The 17430-nt window shown below is 52.0% G+C and carries 13 protein-coding genes, 8 tRNA genes and 1 rRNA gene (1 of these 22 running past the window's edge); all 22 read right to left on the bottom strand.

Annotated elements, in window-relative coordinates:
- On the bottom strand, positions 1-744 hold the full coding sequence (hisA, locus tag NYE70_RS19035; protein ID WP_213656394.1) for a 1-(5-phosphoribosyl)-5-[(5-phosphoribosylamino)methylideneamino]imidazole-4-carboxamide isomerase: 744 nt from the start codon (positions 742-744) through the stop codon (positions 1-3).
- Positions 745-1031: 287 nt separating this feature from the next.
- Positions 1032-1733, bottom strand: a complete 702-nt coding sequence (gene hisH, locus NYE70_RS19030) for an imidazole glycerol phosphate synthase subunit HisH (protein ID WP_341047411.1) — start codon at positions 1731-1733, stop codon at positions 1032-1034.
- Positions 1734-2345, bottom strand: coding sequence for an imidazoleglycerol-phosphate dehydratase HisB (gene hisB / locus NYE70_RS19025; protein ID WP_341047409.1), 612 nt, complete (start codon positions 2343-2345; stop codon positions 1734-1736). It lies immediately after the preceding gene.
- The gene (gene hisD, locus NYE70_RS19020) at positions 2332-3642 is read right to left on the bottom strand and encodes a histidinol dehydrogenase (RefSeq protein ID WP_341047407.1); all 1311 of its coding nucleotides are present in this window, start codon (positions 3640-3642) and stop codon (positions 2332-2334) included. The genes hisB and hisD overlap by 14 nt, the downstream gene beginning before the upstream one ends.
- Before the next feature lie 112 nt (positions 3643-3754).
- Positions 3755-4393 (bottom strand): ATP phosphoribosyltransferase, encoded by a 639-nt coding sequence (gene hisG, locus NYE70_RS19015; protein ID WP_290407844.1) that lies wholly within the window; start codon positions 4391-4393, stop codon positions 3755-3757.
- A gap of 379 nt (positions 4394-4772) precedes the next feature.
- The gene (locus NYE70_RS19010) at positions 4773-5975 is read right to left on the bottom strand and encodes an ATP phosphoribosyltransferase regulatory subunit (protein ID WP_211025098.1); all 1203 of its coding nucleotides are present in this window, start codon (positions 5973-5975) and stop codon (positions 4773-4775) included.
- 264 nt (positions 5976-6239) lie between these two features.
- On the bottom strand, positions 6240-7466 hold the full coding sequence (locus NYE70_RS19005) for an acyltransferase (RefSeq protein WP_341047406.1): 1227 nt from the start codon (positions 7464-7466) through the stop codon (positions 6240-6242).
- A 372-nt stretch (positions 7467-7838) separates the two neighbouring features.
- On the bottom strand, positions 7839-8378 hold the full coding sequence (locus NYE70_RS19000) for an acyltransferase (protein ID WP_341047403.1): 540 nt from the start codon (positions 8376-8378) through the stop codon (positions 7839-7841).
- Positions 8375-9031 (bottom strand): pyrophosphatase PpaX, encoded by a 657-nt coding sequence (ppaX, locus tag NYE70_RS18995; RefSeq protein ID WP_211025092.1) that lies wholly within the window; start codon positions 9029-9031, stop codon positions 8375-8377. The genes NYE70_RS19000 and ppaX overlap by 4 nt, the downstream gene beginning before the upstream one ends.
- Positions 9032-9046: 15 nt before the next feature.
- Positions 9047-10090, bottom strand: coding sequence for a prolipoprotein diacylglyceryl transferase (gene lgt / locus NYE70_RS18990; protein ID WP_290407893.1), 1044 nt, complete (start codon positions 10088-10090; stop codon positions 9047-9049).
- A gap of 11 nt (positions 10091-10101) precedes the next feature.
- Entirely contained in the window at positions 10102-11043 is a 942-nt protein-coding gene (hprK, locus tag NYE70_RS18985; RefSeq protein ID WP_211025088.1) for an HPr(Ser) kinase/phosphatase, read from the bottom strand.
- A 218-nt stretch (positions 11044-11261) separates the two neighbouring features.
- Positions 11262-12380, bottom strand: a complete 1119-nt coding sequence (locus NYE70_RS18980) for an ABC transporter ATP-binding protein (RefSeq protein ID WP_211025086.1) — start codon at positions 12378-12380, stop codon at positions 11262-11264.
- A 123-nt stretch (positions 12381-12503) separates the two neighbouring features.
- Positions 12504-13616 (bottom strand): PucR family transcriptional regulator, encoded by a 1113-nt coding sequence (locus NYE70_RS18975; RefSeq protein WP_341047397.1) that lies wholly within the window; start codon positions 13614-13616, stop codon positions 12504-12506.
- 149 nt (positions 13617-13765) lie between these two features.
- Positions 13766-13838: transfer RNA gene (locus NYE70_RS18970), tRNA-Lys, on the bottom strand.
- 8 nt (positions 13839-13846) lie between these two features.
- Positions 13847-13931 (bottom strand) — tRNA-Tyr (locus NYE70_RS18965).
- 43 nt (positions 13932-13974) lie between these two features.
- Positions 13975-14047, bottom strand: a tRNA-Phe gene (locus NYE70_RS18960).
- A gap of 81 nt (positions 14048-14128) precedes the next feature.
- A tRNA-Asp gene (locus NYE70_RS18955) sits at positions 14129-14205 on the bottom strand.
- Between the two features lie 14 nt (positions 14206-14219).
- Positions 14220-14295: transfer RNA gene (locus NYE70_RS18950), tRNA-Thr, on the bottom strand.
- Positions 14296-14313: 18 nt separating this feature from the next.
- Positions 14314-14389 (bottom strand) — tRNA-Val (locus NYE70_RS18945).
- Between the two features lie 9 nt (positions 14390-14398).
- Positions 14399-14475: transfer RNA gene (locus tag NYE70_RS18940), tRNA-Met, on the bottom strand.
- A gap of 27 nt (positions 14476-14502) precedes the next feature.
- Positions 14503-14594: transfer RNA gene (locus tag NYE70_RS18935), tRNA-Ser, on the bottom strand.
- A 65-nt stretch (positions 14595-14659) separates the two neighbouring features.
- Positions 14660-17430 (bottom strand): 23S ribosomal RNA (locus NYE70_RS18930); it runs 277 nt beyond the window's last position.

The raw sequence follows: 17430 nt of genomic DNA, 5'->3' as shown, positions 1-17430 counted from the left end.
CTATTTCACTGCCGATGAAATGGCTTCGAGCGCCGCCGCTAGGTCAATATTGCCGGTGTAAAGCGCCTTGCCGACAATGGCCCCGCCGATACCTTGATCGGCGTAAGCGGCCAGTTTCAGAAGATCGTCCTGCACGGTTACTCCGCCGGAAGCAATCACCTTGCGTCCCGAAGCCTGAGCGAGCGAACGAATGGCTTCCACGTTCGGTCCTTGCATCATCCCGTCCCGGGAGATATCGGTGAAAATAAAAGTCTCCGCCCCTTTGGAGGCAAGCTCTTTGGCCAACACTTCAGCTTGGACCTCGGAGGTCTCCAGCCAGCCGCGCGTCGCCACGTATCCGTTACGCGCGTCAATGCCGATGGCGACCTTGTCGCCGTAGGTACCGAGCACAGCCTCTGTAAAGGCGCGGTCTTCAATCGCCGCGGTGCCGATAATGACCCGGCTGACGCCGAGGCCAAGCAGCCGTTCTACATCGGCCAGCGTCCGCAGGCCGCCGCCGACCTGAACCGGCACCTGCACGCTGCGGGCGATCTCGCCGATGAGCGCATCATTCACCGGATGCCCGGCTTTGGCTCCGTCCAAATCGACCAGATGGATGAAGCTTCCCCCTTGCGCTTCCCAAGAGCGGGCGACTTCCACCGGATTCTCATTGTATACCGTCTCACGGGCATAGTCCCCCTGGACAAGCCGTACACATTTCCCTCCCCGGATGTCGATCGCCGGGTATATCACGAATGAAGACATGTTTCTTCCTCCCGTTCTTTTATATATAAAGTTTGTCGCGGAGTTCCCTTCATTGGAAAAATTCCAACGAAATTGCGTTGTAACACTCAACGCTGGTGGCCTGGTTGGATATTCTCCAATCATTTTGGCCTTGTCGAGCCCGATTCGGGTACATTTCGGTCATCTCATTGGATAATCTCCAATGAATCAGCCCACTCTGCCTACTTGGACCCTTTTCGTTGGATATTCTCCAACAAGGGGATCCACCCTCCGCCACTTGCCATTTACTCAAATAGTAGTCTAGTTACCTATTTCCGCTCAGCCAGCGACAGGAAGTTGCGAAGCAGCGCCATGCCGAGCTCGCCGCTCTTTTCCGGATGGAACTGCATGCCATATACGTTCCCGCGGCCCACGATGGCCGTAACCGGATGGCCGTAGTCCGTAACGGCCAGCAGATCTTCCCGGCGCTCCGGCAGCACGTGATAGGAATGGACGAAGTATACATGTCCTTCCTCAAGGCCCGCCAGGAGCGGGCTATCCGGCTGCAGGAACGCCAGCCGGTTCCAGCCCATATGCGGCACCTTCAGGCCGCCCATGGGGCCACCGGCACTCGCTGCGGCGCCATGATCGCCGCTAGCGCTGGTGCCCGCATCGGCACTGCCGCTTACCGCGCTGCCTCCTGCAAAGCGCACCGCCTTGCCCGGCAAAATGCCGAGCCCCTCGTTCCGCCCATGCTCTTCGCTCTCGCTGAAGAGCAACTGCATGCCGAGGCAAATGCCGAGCAGCGGCACTCCCGCCGCGGCCGCCTGGCGCACCACGGCGTCCAGCCCCGACGCGCGGAGATGCTCCATCGCGTCGCCGAAGGCGCCTACGCCGGGCAGCAGCACGCCGTCGGCGCCCAAGATCGCATCAGCGTCACCGGTGACGAGCCCCTCGTAGCCGAGCCGCTCGACAGCCTTGCTGACGCTGTGCAAATTTCCCATGCCGTAGTCGACAATTGCGATCGTCACCTACAGCACTCCCTTCGTCGACGGCACGCCCGTCACGCGAGGATCCAGGCTCGTCGCCTCATCGATAGCACGGCCGAGCGCCTTGAACACGGCCTCGATCATGTGGTGCGTGTTCTGACCGTAATGCACGATCACGTGCAGTGTGATCCGTGCCTCGAGCGCCAGCTTCCAAAGGAACTCGTGTACGAGTTGAACGTCGAAGCTGCCGACCCGGTCGGACGGATACTCCGCGCGATATTCAAAGTGCGGCCGGTTGCTGACGTCGATGACGACCTGCGCAAGCGCCTCATCCATCGGGATGAATACGCTGGCGTAACGCTTGATGCCCCGCTTGTCGCCGAGCGCCTCACGGAGACATTGCCCCAAACAGATGCCGATATCCTCAACCGTGTGATGATCATCGATATCGATATCCCCGTGCGCCTGCACCGAGAGATCAAAATGCCCGTGCTTCGTAAATAAATCCAGCATATGGTTCAAAAACGGCACATCCGTCTCCAGCTCCGATTGACCGGTGCCATCGACCGCAAATTGCAGGTTGATGTCCGTTTCGTTCGTTTTACGGCTGATCTCCGCGCGGCGTTCCCGCGCTTCCGAATTATTGGTTGTCATTGTTCGCCCCCGCCTTTCCTTCTTTAAGCAGCCGGATCTCGATCGCCCGGGCATGGCCTTCCAGGCCTTCCCGACGAGCCAGCTCCATGATCGTCGCGCCGTTTTGCAGCAGCGCTTCCTTGCTGTAATAAATCAGACTCGATTTTTTAATAAAATCGTCCACATCGACCGGCGACGAGAACCGCGCCGTGCCGTTGGTCGGAATAATATGGTTCGGTCCGGCAAAATAATCGCCCACCGGCTCCGAGCTATATGGTCCAAGGAATATAGCTCCGGCGTTCTCGATCAAGCCGAGATAAGCCATCGGCTCCTCTACGATGAGCTCAAAATGCTCCGGCGCCAGCTTATTGATAACGTCGATTCCCTCTTCCACGGAATCGACGAGAATGACTGCGCCGTAATCCCGAACCGACGCTCCGGCGATGTCCCGGCGCGGCAACTCCGCCAGTTGGCGCTCCACCTCCGCCTGACATGCCTTGGCAAAAGCCTCGGACGGCGTCACAAGGATCGCTGAGGCCATCTCGTCATGCTCGGCCTGCGACAGCAGGTCCGCCGCCACGTAGGCCGGATCGGCGCTGTCGTCCGCCAGCACGGCGATCTCGCTCGGCCCGGCGATGCTGTCGATGTCGACCACGCCGTACACTTCGCGCTTCGCCAGCGCGACGTAAATGTTGCCCGGTCCGCAGATCTTATCGACCGGCGCAATCGTATCTGTGCCATAGGCCAGCGCAGCTATGGCCTGCGCTCCCCCGACCCGGTAAATTTCGTGCACGCCGGCTTCGGCCGCCGCGACGAGGATATACGGGTCGATACCCGCTTTCCCGCCGGTGGCCGGCGGCGTGACCATCACGATCTCCCGCACGCCGGCAACTTGTGCCGGAATGACGTTCATCAGCACCGAGGAAGGGTACGATGCTTTGCCGCCCGGCACATACACGCCCACCCGCTTGAGCGGGCGGATGATTTGACCGAGAAGAGTGCCGTCCGGCTGCAAATCCATCCAGGAGTTGCGCTTCTGTCTCGTATGAAAAGATCGTATATTCGCCGCAGCCGCCGAAATAGCCTCGACAAACGATGGCTCCACCTGGCTGTACGCCGCCTGCAGCTCCTCCTGCGTCACCCGCAGTCCGGCCGTTTCCAGCTTCACGCCGTCGAACTTCTCCGTATACCGCAGCAGAGCGGCATCTCCTTCATTTTTCACATCCAAGACGATGGTCCGGACCGCTTCATTTTGCTCCGCCGATCCGTATTCGACCTCCCGCCGCAGATCAAATTCCTGTGCCTTTACGATTTTCATCCCGCAGCCCTCCCCGGCTTCCGTCATTCCTTATCTTTGAACTTCCTTATATCTTCTTTACTTGTATCTTGTTTATGTTTCCTGCTTGCTCCTTAGCGGCAAACTCCCCTACTTACACTTCGCTTTTCGCTGCAATGGCCTTTTCGAGTGCATCGCATACCGCTTGAATCTCCGCATTTTTCATCCGATAGCTGACGCGGTTGGCCACCAGCCGGCTTGTAATTTCAAAGATACTTTCGAGCTCCACCAATCCATTCTCGCGAAGCGTCTGACCCGTTTCGACCATATCGACGATCCGGTCCGCCAGACCGATCAGCGGCGCCAGCTCGATGGAGCCGTTCAGCTTAATGACCTCCACCTGCTGCCCATGCTCGCGAAAATACTGAGATGCGACATTCGGATACTTCGTCGCCACACGCTGGTGAATCCCCGGCTTCCAATCCGGCAGCGCAATAACGGACATCCGGCAACGGGCAATCCCGAGGTCCAGCAGTTCGTATACGTCCCGATTCTCTTCCATCAGCACGTCTTTACCAACGATCCCGATGTCAGCTACTCCGTATTCCACATATGTAGGCACGTCGACCGGCTTAGCCAGAATGAACTCCATACCGATCTCCGGCAGCGGAATGACCAGTTTTCGGGATTCATCCACATCATCCGGAATTTGAATCCCCGCCTCGCGGAACAAGGCCGACGCTTTTTTATAAATACGCCCTTTAGGCATAGCAACCTTTATAATTTCGCCCAAGACAGATCAGCCTCCTTTCGACCACAGTATTACAATTAATGTCCATTCGCCTCATTTGCCTCACTAGCATCAGCTATTCCAACCAACACTCCATTGTAGGCGGGCTACTACTCTCAACTATTGGTCCCCATCACAATTAACTGGAAAATCTGCAGCTAAATTCTCTCTAAGCAGCCAATTTTAACGATTAGATGGAAAATCTACAGTTAATACCCCAAATAACCGATCAAACTCTCGAGAATCCATGAAATAACTGTATTTTTTCCAGTTATTTATCCTTAACTGCTCGTGTCCAGCAAATTAACTGTAGTTTTTCCGGTTAATTTGCTGCGGAGAAGACAGCTTCATCGCAAAGATGATCAACATCTTTCCGTCCTCCCTAAAAGCTCGTATAAGTCCGGATCTCGCCGTATGCCGGGCCCAGCGGCCCCGTCCGGACTTCCCTGGCAATCGTATCGCTTAGCACATTCTCCGGCCCTTCGACATGGCGCATCACTACGCTGCGTCCTTCACCGCGCAGCTGCGCAGCTTCGTCAAACGCCAGCTTGCGGTTCGCCGCATCATACTGCATCAGCACCGGCAGCTCCCGCTCCGGCTTGATACCATCCACTCCGTCAAGAATCCGGTTGGTCTTAAGCGAGAAGCCCGTTGCCGGTGCCGGACGCCCAAACTGCTGCAGCAGGTTGTCGTAGCGTCCGCCGCTGCATACCGGGAAGCCCAGCTCGGCGGCATATCCTTCGAACGTCATGCCCGTATAGTACGAGAAATCGCCGATCATCGTCAGATCGATCATCACGTGCTGTGCCACGCCGTAATCCTCCAATGTGTCCCAGACCTCGCTCAGATGCTGAACCGCATGCTGCGCCAGTGGATTCCCGCTGAGCTCGAGCGCCTGGCGGCAAATCTCTTTCCCGCCGCGCAGCCGAAGGATGCCTTCCAGCTCTTCGCGCTGTTCCTCCGACAAGGACAGGCCCGCCAAAGTCTCGCGGTAACCAACATAGTCCCGGTGAAGCAGCCCTTCCTTCAGCGTTTCCCGGATCTCCTCCTGCCCGGGTACCGCGTCTTCCAGCAGCCCGTTCAGGAATCCGACATGACCCAGCGCAATCTTGAAGGACGTAACTCCGGCCGCTTTCAGGGAAGCTACCGCAAGGGCCACCACTTCCGCATCCGCCTCCGGGGAGTCGTCACCAACAAGCTCTACGCCGGTTTGAAAAAACTCGGCCTCTTTGCCCGCTTCCTCTTCAATCGCGCGAAACACGTTAGCGTGATAAGACAACCGCAGCGGAAGAGGCTCCTCCTTCAGCATCGATGCAACGACCCGAGCGATCGGGGCCGTCATATCCGAACGGAGAACCATCGTAGTTCCCCGATTGTTGAGCAGTTTAAACAGCTTACGGTCCGACGTCGAGCTGGCCATGCCTACCGTATCGTAATATTCCATCGTCGGCGTCAGGATTTGACGATAGCCCCAGCCGGACATGCAATCCAGCACACTGCGCTCGATCGCCCGCAGCTTCTCGGCCGCATACGGCAGATAATCGCGAACGCCGGCTGGTTTTTCAAAGCCCTTCGGTTTCGACAAAACGCTCACCTCACCACATAGAGTTACTTTTTCATATCGAAGTTTTCTTTATCATATTAAAGTGCTACCATACTACCAAATTAAAGAATATGGCATATCTTATCATACTTGCTCCAGAACCGTCAACGCCTGCTTAGGCTTGTCCCGGCGGTGCCGGAACGAACTGTACTCCTAGTATATTAGGAAAATTATAGAATGTCATGGCCGCCCCCATTCTTTTTCCCGCACACAAAAACCGGCTTGTTTCCAAGCCGGCTTCGCTCCTTACATATTTACATTTACAGTAGGGGTGGAACTGTGGTCTTCTTGCCCCGGCAACATCTTCTTTTTCTTCTTCTTTAATGAATCCGGCACATTTCCAAGGAACCAGGAAGCGAAGGGAAGCCGTTTGAAACAGAACTGCACAAACACCCATGACAGAACCAAGGCGCAAACCGAACCGCCGATGATAAAGAAAAAATAAGCCAGCGAAAAATCCTCTCCCGCCAAACGATTGCGGAATTTCCGGTAGATCAGCAGGACAAACGGATGGAACAGATAGATGGCGAAGGATAGCTGGCCCAAGCGGGTCATCGCCTTCACCCAGAAAGCCGAGCCCTTACGGTAAAGCAGAAAGGCTCCTTTTAACAGTACGACCGCAGAGAGCAGCAAATGGATGTTCCATACAAGCTCAAACGTAGTCGTATCCGGCAAATATAGTTTTTTTCGGAATCCATAGTACAGCTGCACGTCGACAAACGCCATGATCAGCCAGCTCCCCCAAAGCGATAAGGTGAATACCTTTTGAAGCCTGGTAGCTTGTTTCCCCCCCGTGGTCAGCCAACCTTTGATTTTATCGAAGTAAATCGCCAGCACGGCACCCAGCATGTAAAAGGACATATACGAAGGAGCATAACTCCCTTTGTTGGGAAGCTCCAACTGATATTTATTCCAGAAGAAAAAGGCCCATTGAATCGCCAGTCCTGCGGGAAGAACCCATGCGACAGCTACCCTGCTCTTGCCCAGAGACTGAATTAACCAAAGCAGCAGCGGAAACAGAATGTAAAATTGAATGTTAATAAAAATAAAATATAAATGTGTATATGCACTGCCCGTCAATAGCTTGATCCCCAGCAGTTGAAGCAGTTCCGTGACCGAATGATCGAGGAAATCCCTTTGGATCCAGACTGCCACAAGAAAATAACAGAAGGATACGAGCAAATAAGGCAGGATAATGTAGGTTAGTCTTTTTTTATAGAACCGACCGATCAGGCTCTTACTTACCGGCTTATCATAATAGTTGTAGAACAAAACGAAACTGCTCAGAAAGATGAACGAACTTGTCCCAATTCTAAAAAAGATGTTCATCCAATTGTAAAAGTAAAAAGCGGACGAATCCAAGGCTTGCCACCCGGCCGCAAATGAAGAGGCATGCACTTGAATCACGCAAAATATGGCGAATGCCCGAAACAGATCCAGCTGGGGCAATCTTTCCTTGACCTTCGACTTCACGTCATCAACTCCCAGTATTCATAGGCTCTCTGATGCTAACTACCTCTGCGATGTAACAAGACGTAAGTTAATACCATTTAGTTACCCTATATCCTGCTGAAATGAAGCTGTGAAAATATTGAAATGTCCTAAAACCGCAATCCCAATTCTAATCCCATCATACCTAATTCAGGAAAATTAGGGAACTACATTATCTATTCCAGTCATCGCAGTAACCAATATCCACGATTCATAGGTTACTCCCATAAACTGAATTTGCGCTGAATCGATGCTGAAAGTAAGTTGCTACATTTTTTACCTGACGTTCAAAAAGGCCTATGCGCAATGCGCATAGGCCTCTCTTATTTCTAATAGTCAAAACATCTTTGCCCGTTACTCCCCGTCAAACGTCTTCGCCGTCTCAACGGGTCCGTTAATGGCTCCCTCCGGGTTTTTCCGTTCCAGCACCCGCAGCGGGTTTCCCCCGACGAAGGTTCCTGCGGCTACATCCTTATGCACTACCGAGCCGGCGGCCACTACAGCCCCATCACCTATAGTGACTCCAGGCAGAATGGTCGAATTGGCGCCGATCAATACCTCATCGCCAATCCGCACTTCGCCGAGCCGATACTCTTTAATCAAATACTCATGCGCCAGAATGGTCGTGTTATATCCGATGACCGAGTTCCGGCCGATCGTGATGAGCTCAGGATAAAATACATCGACCATGACCATCAGGCCAAAGGCCGTATGCTCCCCTACTCTCATGCCAAGGATTCTTCGATAAATCCAATTTTTCACGGACAATACCGGACAATACCTGCTGATCTGGATAAAAATAAAGTTTTTGACGCCCTTCCACGGACTTACCGTCCGATAGAGCTGCCATAACGCGTTTGGGCCCTCGACCGGATAGCGTTTGACCTTTCTCACTTTTCCACTGACTCCCATCCCAGCACACCGTATAAATCGGTCATGTCCTGCAGGATATAATCCGGATCATATTGACTTAACACTTCTGCGCCTTTCAGCGACCAAGCAACTCCAGCTGCCTTCACCCCAGCCGCCTTCGCGGACTGAATGTCAGCCGCACTGTCCCCTACCATGAGCGTTCGGGACGGATCCGCCCCCAGCTGTTTCACCGCCGTTAATACGGGCTCGGGATGCGGCTTCGGATGCTCCACATCCTGTACCGTCACAATCGTGTCCATATATTGCTTGAGTCCGAACAGTTCCAGTGCCCGAAGGGTCGTTGGTCTGATTTTTGTCGTTACGACGCCCATCTTGATACCACGTTGATGCAGCGTGCTGATGACTTCATTCACGCGGGGAAACTCTCGAACCATCGCGTCATGATGCAGCCCATTGTAGGAACGATAGTCTGCAACCAGCTCGGCGACTTCCTGTCTCCCCGAAAAAGTTTGCATCTGTTGCTCCAGCGTCATTCCCATATGCGGAATGATTTGTTCCCTTGTATACGGCTGTTGGGGAAAATGACTGCCCAGTACATGCATGAACGTAGAGATGATCAGTTCATTCGTATCGATAATAGTTCCATCAAGGTCAAATAATACGGTGTTAATCATGCAGCGGTTGCTCCTTTATTTCTCCGTTGATTCCTTTGTCTCCTCGGTGATAACTTCGTTCCCTTTTACAGCGGATGCCTCACTAGAATGTGCAGTCTGGGACTCCTGTACAGGGGCGGAAGTCAGGCTCTCCACCTCTTTTACCCGCGTTGAAACGATCGGGTCGCAGTACCGCGGCAGATCCCTTACGGTTCTGCGGCGGATGATGATCATGGCTACAGCTACAACTACGAAAAGAATAGCCAACAATTGCGATATTCGGACATTCCCGTAAGACGGAGCCAGATAGCCCTGTTCGAAGCCCATCCAAGTCATAGGCGTCCACAATCCATTCACGAAGGAAGCAAGCCAGTCTGCGCCTTGGAAAGCCAGGCTGTCCGTTCTAAGCGCTTCGATAAAGAAGCGGCCGATCGAATACCAGATGAAATAGGAGAAGAATAATTCCCCTGCCCGCAAAAACTTCTGTCTCCGCAAAATGATCAGGATAACCAGCCCTACGAGATTCCATAGAGATTCATACAAGAAGGTAGGGTGATGGAAGGTACCTTGAACATTCATTTGATTCACAATAAATGAAGGTAAATGCAAATAGTCGCTCAAGAAGCCCTCGGTTGTCGGACCGCCATACGCCTCCTGATTGACAAAGTTGCCCCATCGGCCGATCAATTGGCCAATAAGGAGCGATGGCGCACATATATCGGCGATTCGCCAGAAGTTGTAACCCCGTCGACGCGTAAAGATGACCGCACAAATAATCGCACCGATGAGGGCGCCATATATAGCGATACCGCCATTCCATATTTTAAAAATATCGAGCAGGTTGTTCTTATAGTCATCCCACATAAAGGCTACAAAGTAGATCCGTGCCGCGATGATGGCCGAAGGAACTCCCAATAGCAGCAAGTCCATGAAGAACTCCTGTGGAATTTTGAATCGTTTCCCTTCCCATATGGCAAACACCAGCCCCATCAAAGCTCCGAAGCCTAAGATTAATCCATACCAATGTACTTCAAGACTACCGATCGAAAAAGCGATCGGGTTCAATAACAAGGTACCCATCATTCACGCTCCTAATCCAAATCGTCGATATCTTCAGCAATCGTCTCTGTCAGCTTCGTCGTAAATTGCAGGGCGGCATTGTATCCCATCCGTTTCAGACGGAAGTTCATGGCGGCCACTTCAATAATTACCGCCAGGTTTCGTCCCGGGCGAACTGGAATCGTAACCAAAGGCACATCGGTGTCGATAATCCGCGTGGTCTCTTCGTCCAGACCCAAGCGGTCGTACTGCTTCTCCTGCTGCCATGCTTCCAGTCGGACTACCAGCGTAATCCGCTTGTTGTTCCGGATCGCACCGGCTCCGAACAAGGTCATTACGTTGATGATACCTACTCCCCGGATCTCGAGCAAATGGCGGATCAACTCAGGTGCCGAGCCGTGCAGCTGATTATCCGACGTCTGACGGATTTCCACTGCATCATCGGCAATCAGGCGATGGCCGCGTTTAACCAATTCGAGCGCCGTTTCGCTTTTCCCGATACCGCTGGTACCGGTAATCAGCATGCCGACACCGTAAACATCCACGAGTACCCCATGGATCGTCGCTGTTGGAGCCAGTTTCCGTTCCAGGAAGCTGGTGATCCGGCTGGAAAGGATCGTTGTGGCCATACTGCTGCGCAATACGGGGATGTTCTTCTCGGAGCTGATATCGATTAATTCTTGCGGAACTTCCCAAGATCTCGTGACGATGATACAAGGCAATTCCTCGCTGCTGCATAGGCGTTCCATCCGGTCTTTCCGTTCGTCCAAAGGAAGCGTCTCATAGAAGGCCAGCTCGGTTTTGCCGAGAATTTGCACGCGCTCAGGCGGGTGATACTCGAAATAACCAGCCATCTCAAGACCCGGACGATACAAGTCATCCACGGTAATAACCCGTTTCAGCCCCTGTTCCCCGGAAACAACCTCCAGCCCGAATTGGTGAACCAATTCAGATACTTTTACTTTTTTAGCCATGGTGTTCTTCCTTTCCGAAATGGCCTTCCGTTAAGTTTACTGGGTAATCCTACCCACTTGCGGACCCGGCCTGCGATAATATGTAAAAATCCGCTTCATCCTTCATTCCTGTCAATGTATTCATCGTAAAGGAAATTACGCTGTAAATCAATCACAGCCCCAAAAAGTAAAATTAAAAAACCGCCCCGAAGGGCGGTTCTTATGTCGATTCTTATCGATTAGGAGAAGAATACGTTCAATTCGGTTTCTTTGTCGAAGATATGAATTTTGTTCATATCGATGGCCAATTTCACGTTGTCGCCTTCGCGAGTATTGGAACGTCCGTCTACGCGAGCGATCAGGGAAGAACTGCTTGCCAAGTAGAGCAACATTTCATGACCCAGGTTCTCGGTTACGTCTACGTTTGCAGTAAAGATCGTGTTAGGGGATCCTTCCAAGAAGATTGGCTCTTCATGGATATCTTCTGGACGCACGCCCATGATAACTTCTTTACCGTTTACATATCCTTTTTCCTTCAGAACTACAGCTTTACCTTGTGGTACTTCTACTTTTGCGAAGTCGGATTGGAAGTAAACCGCACCGTTTTGTTCAACCAGCGTACCGTTGATGAAGTTCATCGTTGGGGATCCGATAAATCCGGCAACGAAGATGTTTTGCGGTTGGTTGTACAGTTCTTCAGGAGAAGCAGCTTGTTGAATGATACCGTCTTGCATAACTACGATCCGGTCACCCATCGTCATAGCTTCTGTTTGGTCATGTGTTACGTAAATGCAAGTAGTTTCAAGACGTTTAACCAGCTTAGTGATTTCCGCGCGCATTTGACCACGCAGTTTAGCATCCAAGTTTGAAAGTGGTTCGTCCATGAGGAAGACTTGTGGATCGCGGACAATAGCGCGGCCCAAGGCTACCCGTTGACGCTGACCACCGGAAAGAGCTTTTGGTTTACGATCAAGCAAATGCTCGATATCGAGAATTTTAGCTGCTTCGCGAACGCGTTGATCGATTTCTTCTTTCTTCACTTTACGCAGTTTCAAACCGAACGCCATGTTTTGATAAACGTTCATATGCGGATACAAAGCGTAGGATTGGAATACCATCGCGATATCGCGGTCTTTAGGAGCTACGTCGTTCACGACGCGGTCGCCGATGTACAATTTACCTTCGGAGATTTCTTCCAGACCTGCAATCATACGCAAGGTAGTCGACTTACCGCAACCGGAAGGTCCTACCAATACGAGGAATTCTTTATCAGCAATATCAAGATTTACGTCAATTACAGTTGCTTTGTCTGCGCCTGCATATTTCTTATAAATGTGTTCTAAGCGTACGCCTGCCATGGGTTTGGCCTCCTAATAAGTTAATTTTAGAGTATTAATCTAAAAATGAAATCGGATACAATTCATATTTATATATTACCTATTCGGGCGGAAAACCGCTATGCACAAACTGCACAAAAAACATTAGGCTCTTTTTGTCACTTTGTACAATAGTAATTCCAGGTTGATTAATACCGCGTCACGAAAGGTCCGGACATCCAGTCCTGTTTCCTGTTTGATCTTATCGATCCGGTACATCAACGTATTCCGATGAATATAAAGCCGCTTTGCCGTCTCGCTTACATTGCAGTCCATTTGAAAGAAGGTTTCCAGTGTTGTCCTCATTTCTTCATCCGCAAAGATACCTTGATGTCCGCTCGTCTCATTAATGAAACGTTCGCGATCTTCTGCCGGAATACTGGATACTAACCGTTCCAATTGTAGCTCCCAAGGTAAATGAATATGCTCGGTCACGTCGAACAGATGTCCGATCCTTAACGTTTCCCGCAATGCCAAAGCCGCCCGGGCAATATGATGATCGCCTGAAATCAGTTCGTGGACGGCTAAATGACAGCCTCCCCCAACCCATTCATTTGAAATCAACTCATAAAGTCCTTGGCACAAGGCACCGAGCAAATCCCTTTCGTTGTCGGCTCCTTCTTCGCTCTCTTCCCGCAGATCTGTCAGTAAGGCTTCGCTTACTAGAATCATCCAATCTTCTTTTATAGGTATCAGCAGCAAGTCACCGCCGAAATAACTCCTCAGCAATTTGTACAGCTTGGAAAATGCTACGCCTTGACCGGCACGATTCTCCCAACTTACGAGAAAAGGCAGCATTGGCGTCTGCAACCGGGATTTCAAGGCCATATTCTCCGGTACCGCGGCATGCAGATCCTCGCGATCCAGACATTCCTCAATCCAAACACCAAGCTCGATGCTCCGGGACTCCTCATCTTTTTTGGCTGGCGCGGCCTTCCCGGTGTCGTGCGTTCCAGCAATCAATAGCCCGATAAGCTTCGCCTCGACTTCCGTTAAGCTTGCCGCATCCGCTTCAAGGATTTGTACCGACGACGTACTTTTTCTTTTCCATAACCAAATATACCGGTTATCCAACCGTATCAAGCCATTATGCGAGCCATTGGCAACTTCACCAGCCTTCGCCGCTAATGACTCCCATTCCGTCATCCCCAACTCCATCACGGTTAAAGGAATGCCCGAGATTTCCTCCACCTGTTGTTTCAGCGAATTCATTTCCATACCCGTTGCCCTTCCACTCCATGAATTATGATTATTAATGCTATTTTAGCATAACCTGTCCGGGTTACGATAATGCCGCCGATCTGTCAGCCGGTATTTATATTAGTAAAACACAAAAAGCCGCCAACCGAAGTTGACGACTTTTGACATGAGCCATGAAGGACTCGAACCTTCGACACCCTGATTAAAAGTCAGGTGCTCTACCAACTGAGCTAATGGCTCAAAAGAAATGGTGGAGGCTGATGGATTCGAACCACCGAACTCGTAGAGAGCAGATTTACAGTCTGCCGTGTTTAGCCACTTCACTAAGCCTCCAGGGTTATGCTGCATTAAGACCGTAGTCTTAAGTAACATAAAGTGGCTCGGGACGGAATCGAACCGCCGACACGAGGATTTTCAGTCCTCTGCTCTACCGACTGAGCTACCGAGCCATATGAAATTGGTCAAAAAAATAAAGCGGTTAAGTTGGTAACTTTCCCACTTCATTGTGGAAATATACATTCTGTAAAAAATGGCGGAGCCGACGGGATTCGAACCCGCGGTCTCCTGCGTGACAGGCAGGCATGTTAGGCCTCTACACCACGGCTCCGCATTTGGTAAAGATGGTGCCGTCGAGAGGACTTGAACCCCCAACCTACTGATTACAAGTCAGTTGCTCTACCAATTGAGCTACAACGGCATGTTGTGAAATATGAAATGGTGGAGGCTGAGGGGATCGAACCCCCGACCCTCTGCTTGTAAGGCAGATGCTCTCCCAGCTGAGCTAAGCCTCCTGGGTAATATGGTAGCGGCGGAGGGGATCGAACCCCCGACCTCACGGGTATGAACCGTACGCTCTAGCCAGCTGAGCTACACCGCCATATTAATAATATTAAGCTTGTACAAATGGCGGAGAGAGAGGGATTCGAACCCTCGCACCGCTTACGCAGTCTAACCCCTTAGCAGAGGGTCCCCTTATAGCCACTTGGGTATCTCTCCAAGCCATAAATTCAAGGTGTTAATCCTTGAAAACTGGATACGAAACTTAAATTTGCATTAGAAATTTGGATAAGCCCTCGACCGATTAGTACCTGTCAGCTCCATACATTGCTGCACTTCCACCTCAGGCCTATCAACCTCGTGGTCTTCAAGGGGTCTTACTAGTTGGGAAATCTCATCTTGAGGGGGGCTTCACGCTTAGATGCTTTCAGCGCTTATCCCGTCCGCACGTAGCTACCCAGCTATGCTCCTGGCGGAACAACTGGTGCACCAGCGGTGCGTCCATCCCGGTCCTCTCGTACTAAGGACAGCTCCTCTCAAATTTCCTACGCCCACGACAGATAGGGACCGAACTGTCTCACGACGTTCTGAACCCAGCTCGCGTACCGCTTTAATGGGCGAACAGCCCAACCCTTGGGACCTACTTCAGCCCCAGGATGCGATGAGCCGACATCGAGGTGCCAAACCTCCCCGTCGATGTGGACTCTTGGGGGAGATAAGCCTGTTATCCCCAGGGTAGCTTTTATCCGTTGAGCGATGGCCCTTCCATGCGGTACCACCGGATCACTAAGCCCGACTTTCGTCCCTGCTCGACTTGTCAGTCTCGCAGTCAAGCTCCCTTATGCCTTTGCACTCTTCGAATGATTTCCAACCATTCTGAGGGAACCTTGGGGCGCCTCCGTTACTCTTTAGGAGGCGACCGCCCCAGTCAAACTGCCCGCCTGACACTGTCCCCGCACCGGATCACGGTACCAGGTTAGAACTCCAATACGATCAGGGTGGTATCCCAACGGCGCCTCCACCGAAGCTGGCGCTCCGGCTTCTTAGGCTCCCACCTATCCTGTACAAATCGTATCAAAGTCCAATATCAAGCTGCAGTAAAGCTCCATGGGGTCTTTCCGTCTTGTCGCGGGTAACCTGCATCTTCACAGGTATTAAAATTTCACCGGATCTCTCGTTGAGACAGCGCCCAAGTCGTTACGCCATTCGTGCGGGTCAGAATTTACCTGACAAGGAATTTCGCTACCTTAGGACCGTTATAGTTACGGCCGCCGTTTACTGGGGCTTCAGTTCATAGCTTCGGGTTACCCCTAACCACTCCCCTTAACCTTCCAGCACCGGGCAGGCGTCAGCCCGTATACTTCGCCTTGCGGCTTCGCACAGACCTGTGTTTTTGCTAAACAGTCGCTTGGGCCTTTTCACTGCGGCCCCCTCGTGCTATTCACACTACCGGGGCACCCCTTCTCCCGAAGTTACGGGGTCATTTTGCCGAGTTCCTTAACGAGAGTTCTTCCGCGCGCCTTAGAATTCTCTTCTCGCCTACCTGTGTCGGTTTGCGGTACGGGCACCTTCACCTGGCTAGAGGCTTTTCTTGGCAGTGTGAGATCATGACCTTCGGTACTGTAAATTTTCCCTCCCCATCACAGCCCAGCCTTATCGATGTGCGGATTTGCCTACACATCAGCCTCACTGCTTGGACGAGCATCCATCAGCTCGCGTCACTACCCTACTGCGTCACCCCATTGCTCATAACGGTTTACGGTGGTACAGGAATTTCAACCTGTTGTCCTTCGACTACGCCTTTCGGCCTCGCCTTAGGTCCCGACTTACCCTGAGCGGACGAACCTTCCTCAGGAACCCTTAGGCTTTCGGCGGATCAGATTCTCACTGATCTTTTCGTTACTCATACCGGCATTCTCACTTGTATGCTGTCCAGCGCTCCTTACGGTACACCTTCAACCTACATACAACGCTCCCCTACCCCTGAATCGACTTCACTCCAGCTTCGAAGTGTGTTTATCCCCTGGAAGCATTTAGCCGAAACCTCTAACAGGTTTGCTTTCGGCAAAAATGTCACTTGGGTCTTCACTCCCTCAAAGAAGCAGTGAAGTCGATTCAAGCCATAGCTTCGGTGGTGTGTTTAGCCCCGTTACATTTTCGGCGCAGAGTCACTCGACCAGTGAGCTATTACGCACTCTTTAAATGGTGGCTGCTTCTAAGCCAACATCCTGGTTGTCTGTGCAACTCCACATCCTTTCCCACTTAACACACACTTGGGGACCTTAGCTGATGGTCTGGGCTGTTTCCCTTTTGACAATGGATCTTAGCACTCACTGTCTGACTCCCGGATAAAAGTATATGGCATTCGGAGTTTGACTGAGCTTGGTAACCCTTGGCGGGCCCCGCACCCAATCAGTGCTCTACCTCCACTACTCTTCTTTCCGAGGCTAGCCCTAAAGCTATTTCGGGGAGAACCAGCTATCTCCGAGTTCGATTGGAATTTCTCCGCTACCCCCACCTCATCCCCGCATTTTTCAACATACGTGGGTTCGGGCCTCCAGTGCGTGTTACCGCACCTTCACCCTGGACAGGGGTAGATCACACGGTTTCGGGTCTACGCCTACAAACTTAATCGCCCTATTCAGACTCGCTTTCGCTGCGGCTCCACCTTCTCGGCTTAACCTTGCTTGCAAACGTAACTCGCCGGTTCATTCTACAAAAGGCACGCCATCACCCATAGATCGGGCTCTGACTTCTTGTAAGCACACGGTTTCAGGTTCTTTTTCACTCCCCTTCCGGGGTGCTTTTCACCTTTCCCTCACGGTACTGCTTCACTATCGGTCACTAGGGAGTATTTAGCCTTACCAGATGGTCCTGGCAGATTCATACGGGGTTTCACGTGCCCCGCACTACTCGGGATCCGTCTCGGAGGGAACAGAATTTCGATTACAGGGCTTTTACCTTCTTTGGCGGGCCTTTCCAGACCTCTTCGTCTACCCTGTTCCTTTGTAACTCCATGTGAGACGTCCCACAACCCCAGAGAGCAAGCTCCCTG

Source organism: Paenibacillus sp. FSL R5-0407 (assembly GCF_038009185.1).
Taxonomy (GTDB): Bacteria; Bacillota; Bacilli; order Paenibacillales; family Paenibacillaceae; genus Fontibacillus; species Fontibacillus vini.
Note: the sequence above shows the minus strand (reverse complement) of the source record. Positions and strands in the feature narration are given on the sequence as shown.

Coding starts and splice junctions, on each gene's coding strand:
- hprK (WP_211025088.1), bottom strand. CDS start 11,043: ATGGCTAAAAAAGTAAAAGTATCTGAATTGGTTCACCAATTCGGGCTG.
- ppaX (WP_211025092.1), bottom strand. CDS start 9,031: ATGATTAACACCGTATTATTTGACCTTGATGGAACTATTATCGATACG.
- hisB (WP_341047409.1), bottom strand. CDS start 2,345: ATGACAACCAATAATTCGGAAGCGCGGGAACGCCGCGCGGAGATCAGC.
- hisD (WP_341047407.1), bottom strand. CDS start 3,642: ATGAAAATCGTAAAGGCACAGGAATTTGATCTGCGGCGGGAGGTCGAA.
- NYE70_RS18980 (WP_211025086.1), bottom strand. CDS start 12,380: ATGGCAGGCGTACGCTTAGAACACATTTATAAGAAATATGCAGGCGCA.
- NYE70_RS18975 (WP_341047397.1), bottom strand. CDS start 13,616: ATGGAAATGAATTCGCTGAAACAACAGGTGGAGGAAATCTCGGGCATT.
- lgt (WP_290407893.1), bottom strand. CDS start 10,090: ATGGGTACCTTGTTATTGAACCCGATCGCTTTTTCGATCGGTAGTCTT.
- hisA (WP_213656394.1), bottom strand. CDS start 744: ATGTCTTCATTCGTGATATACCCGGCGATCGACATCCGGGGAGGGAAA.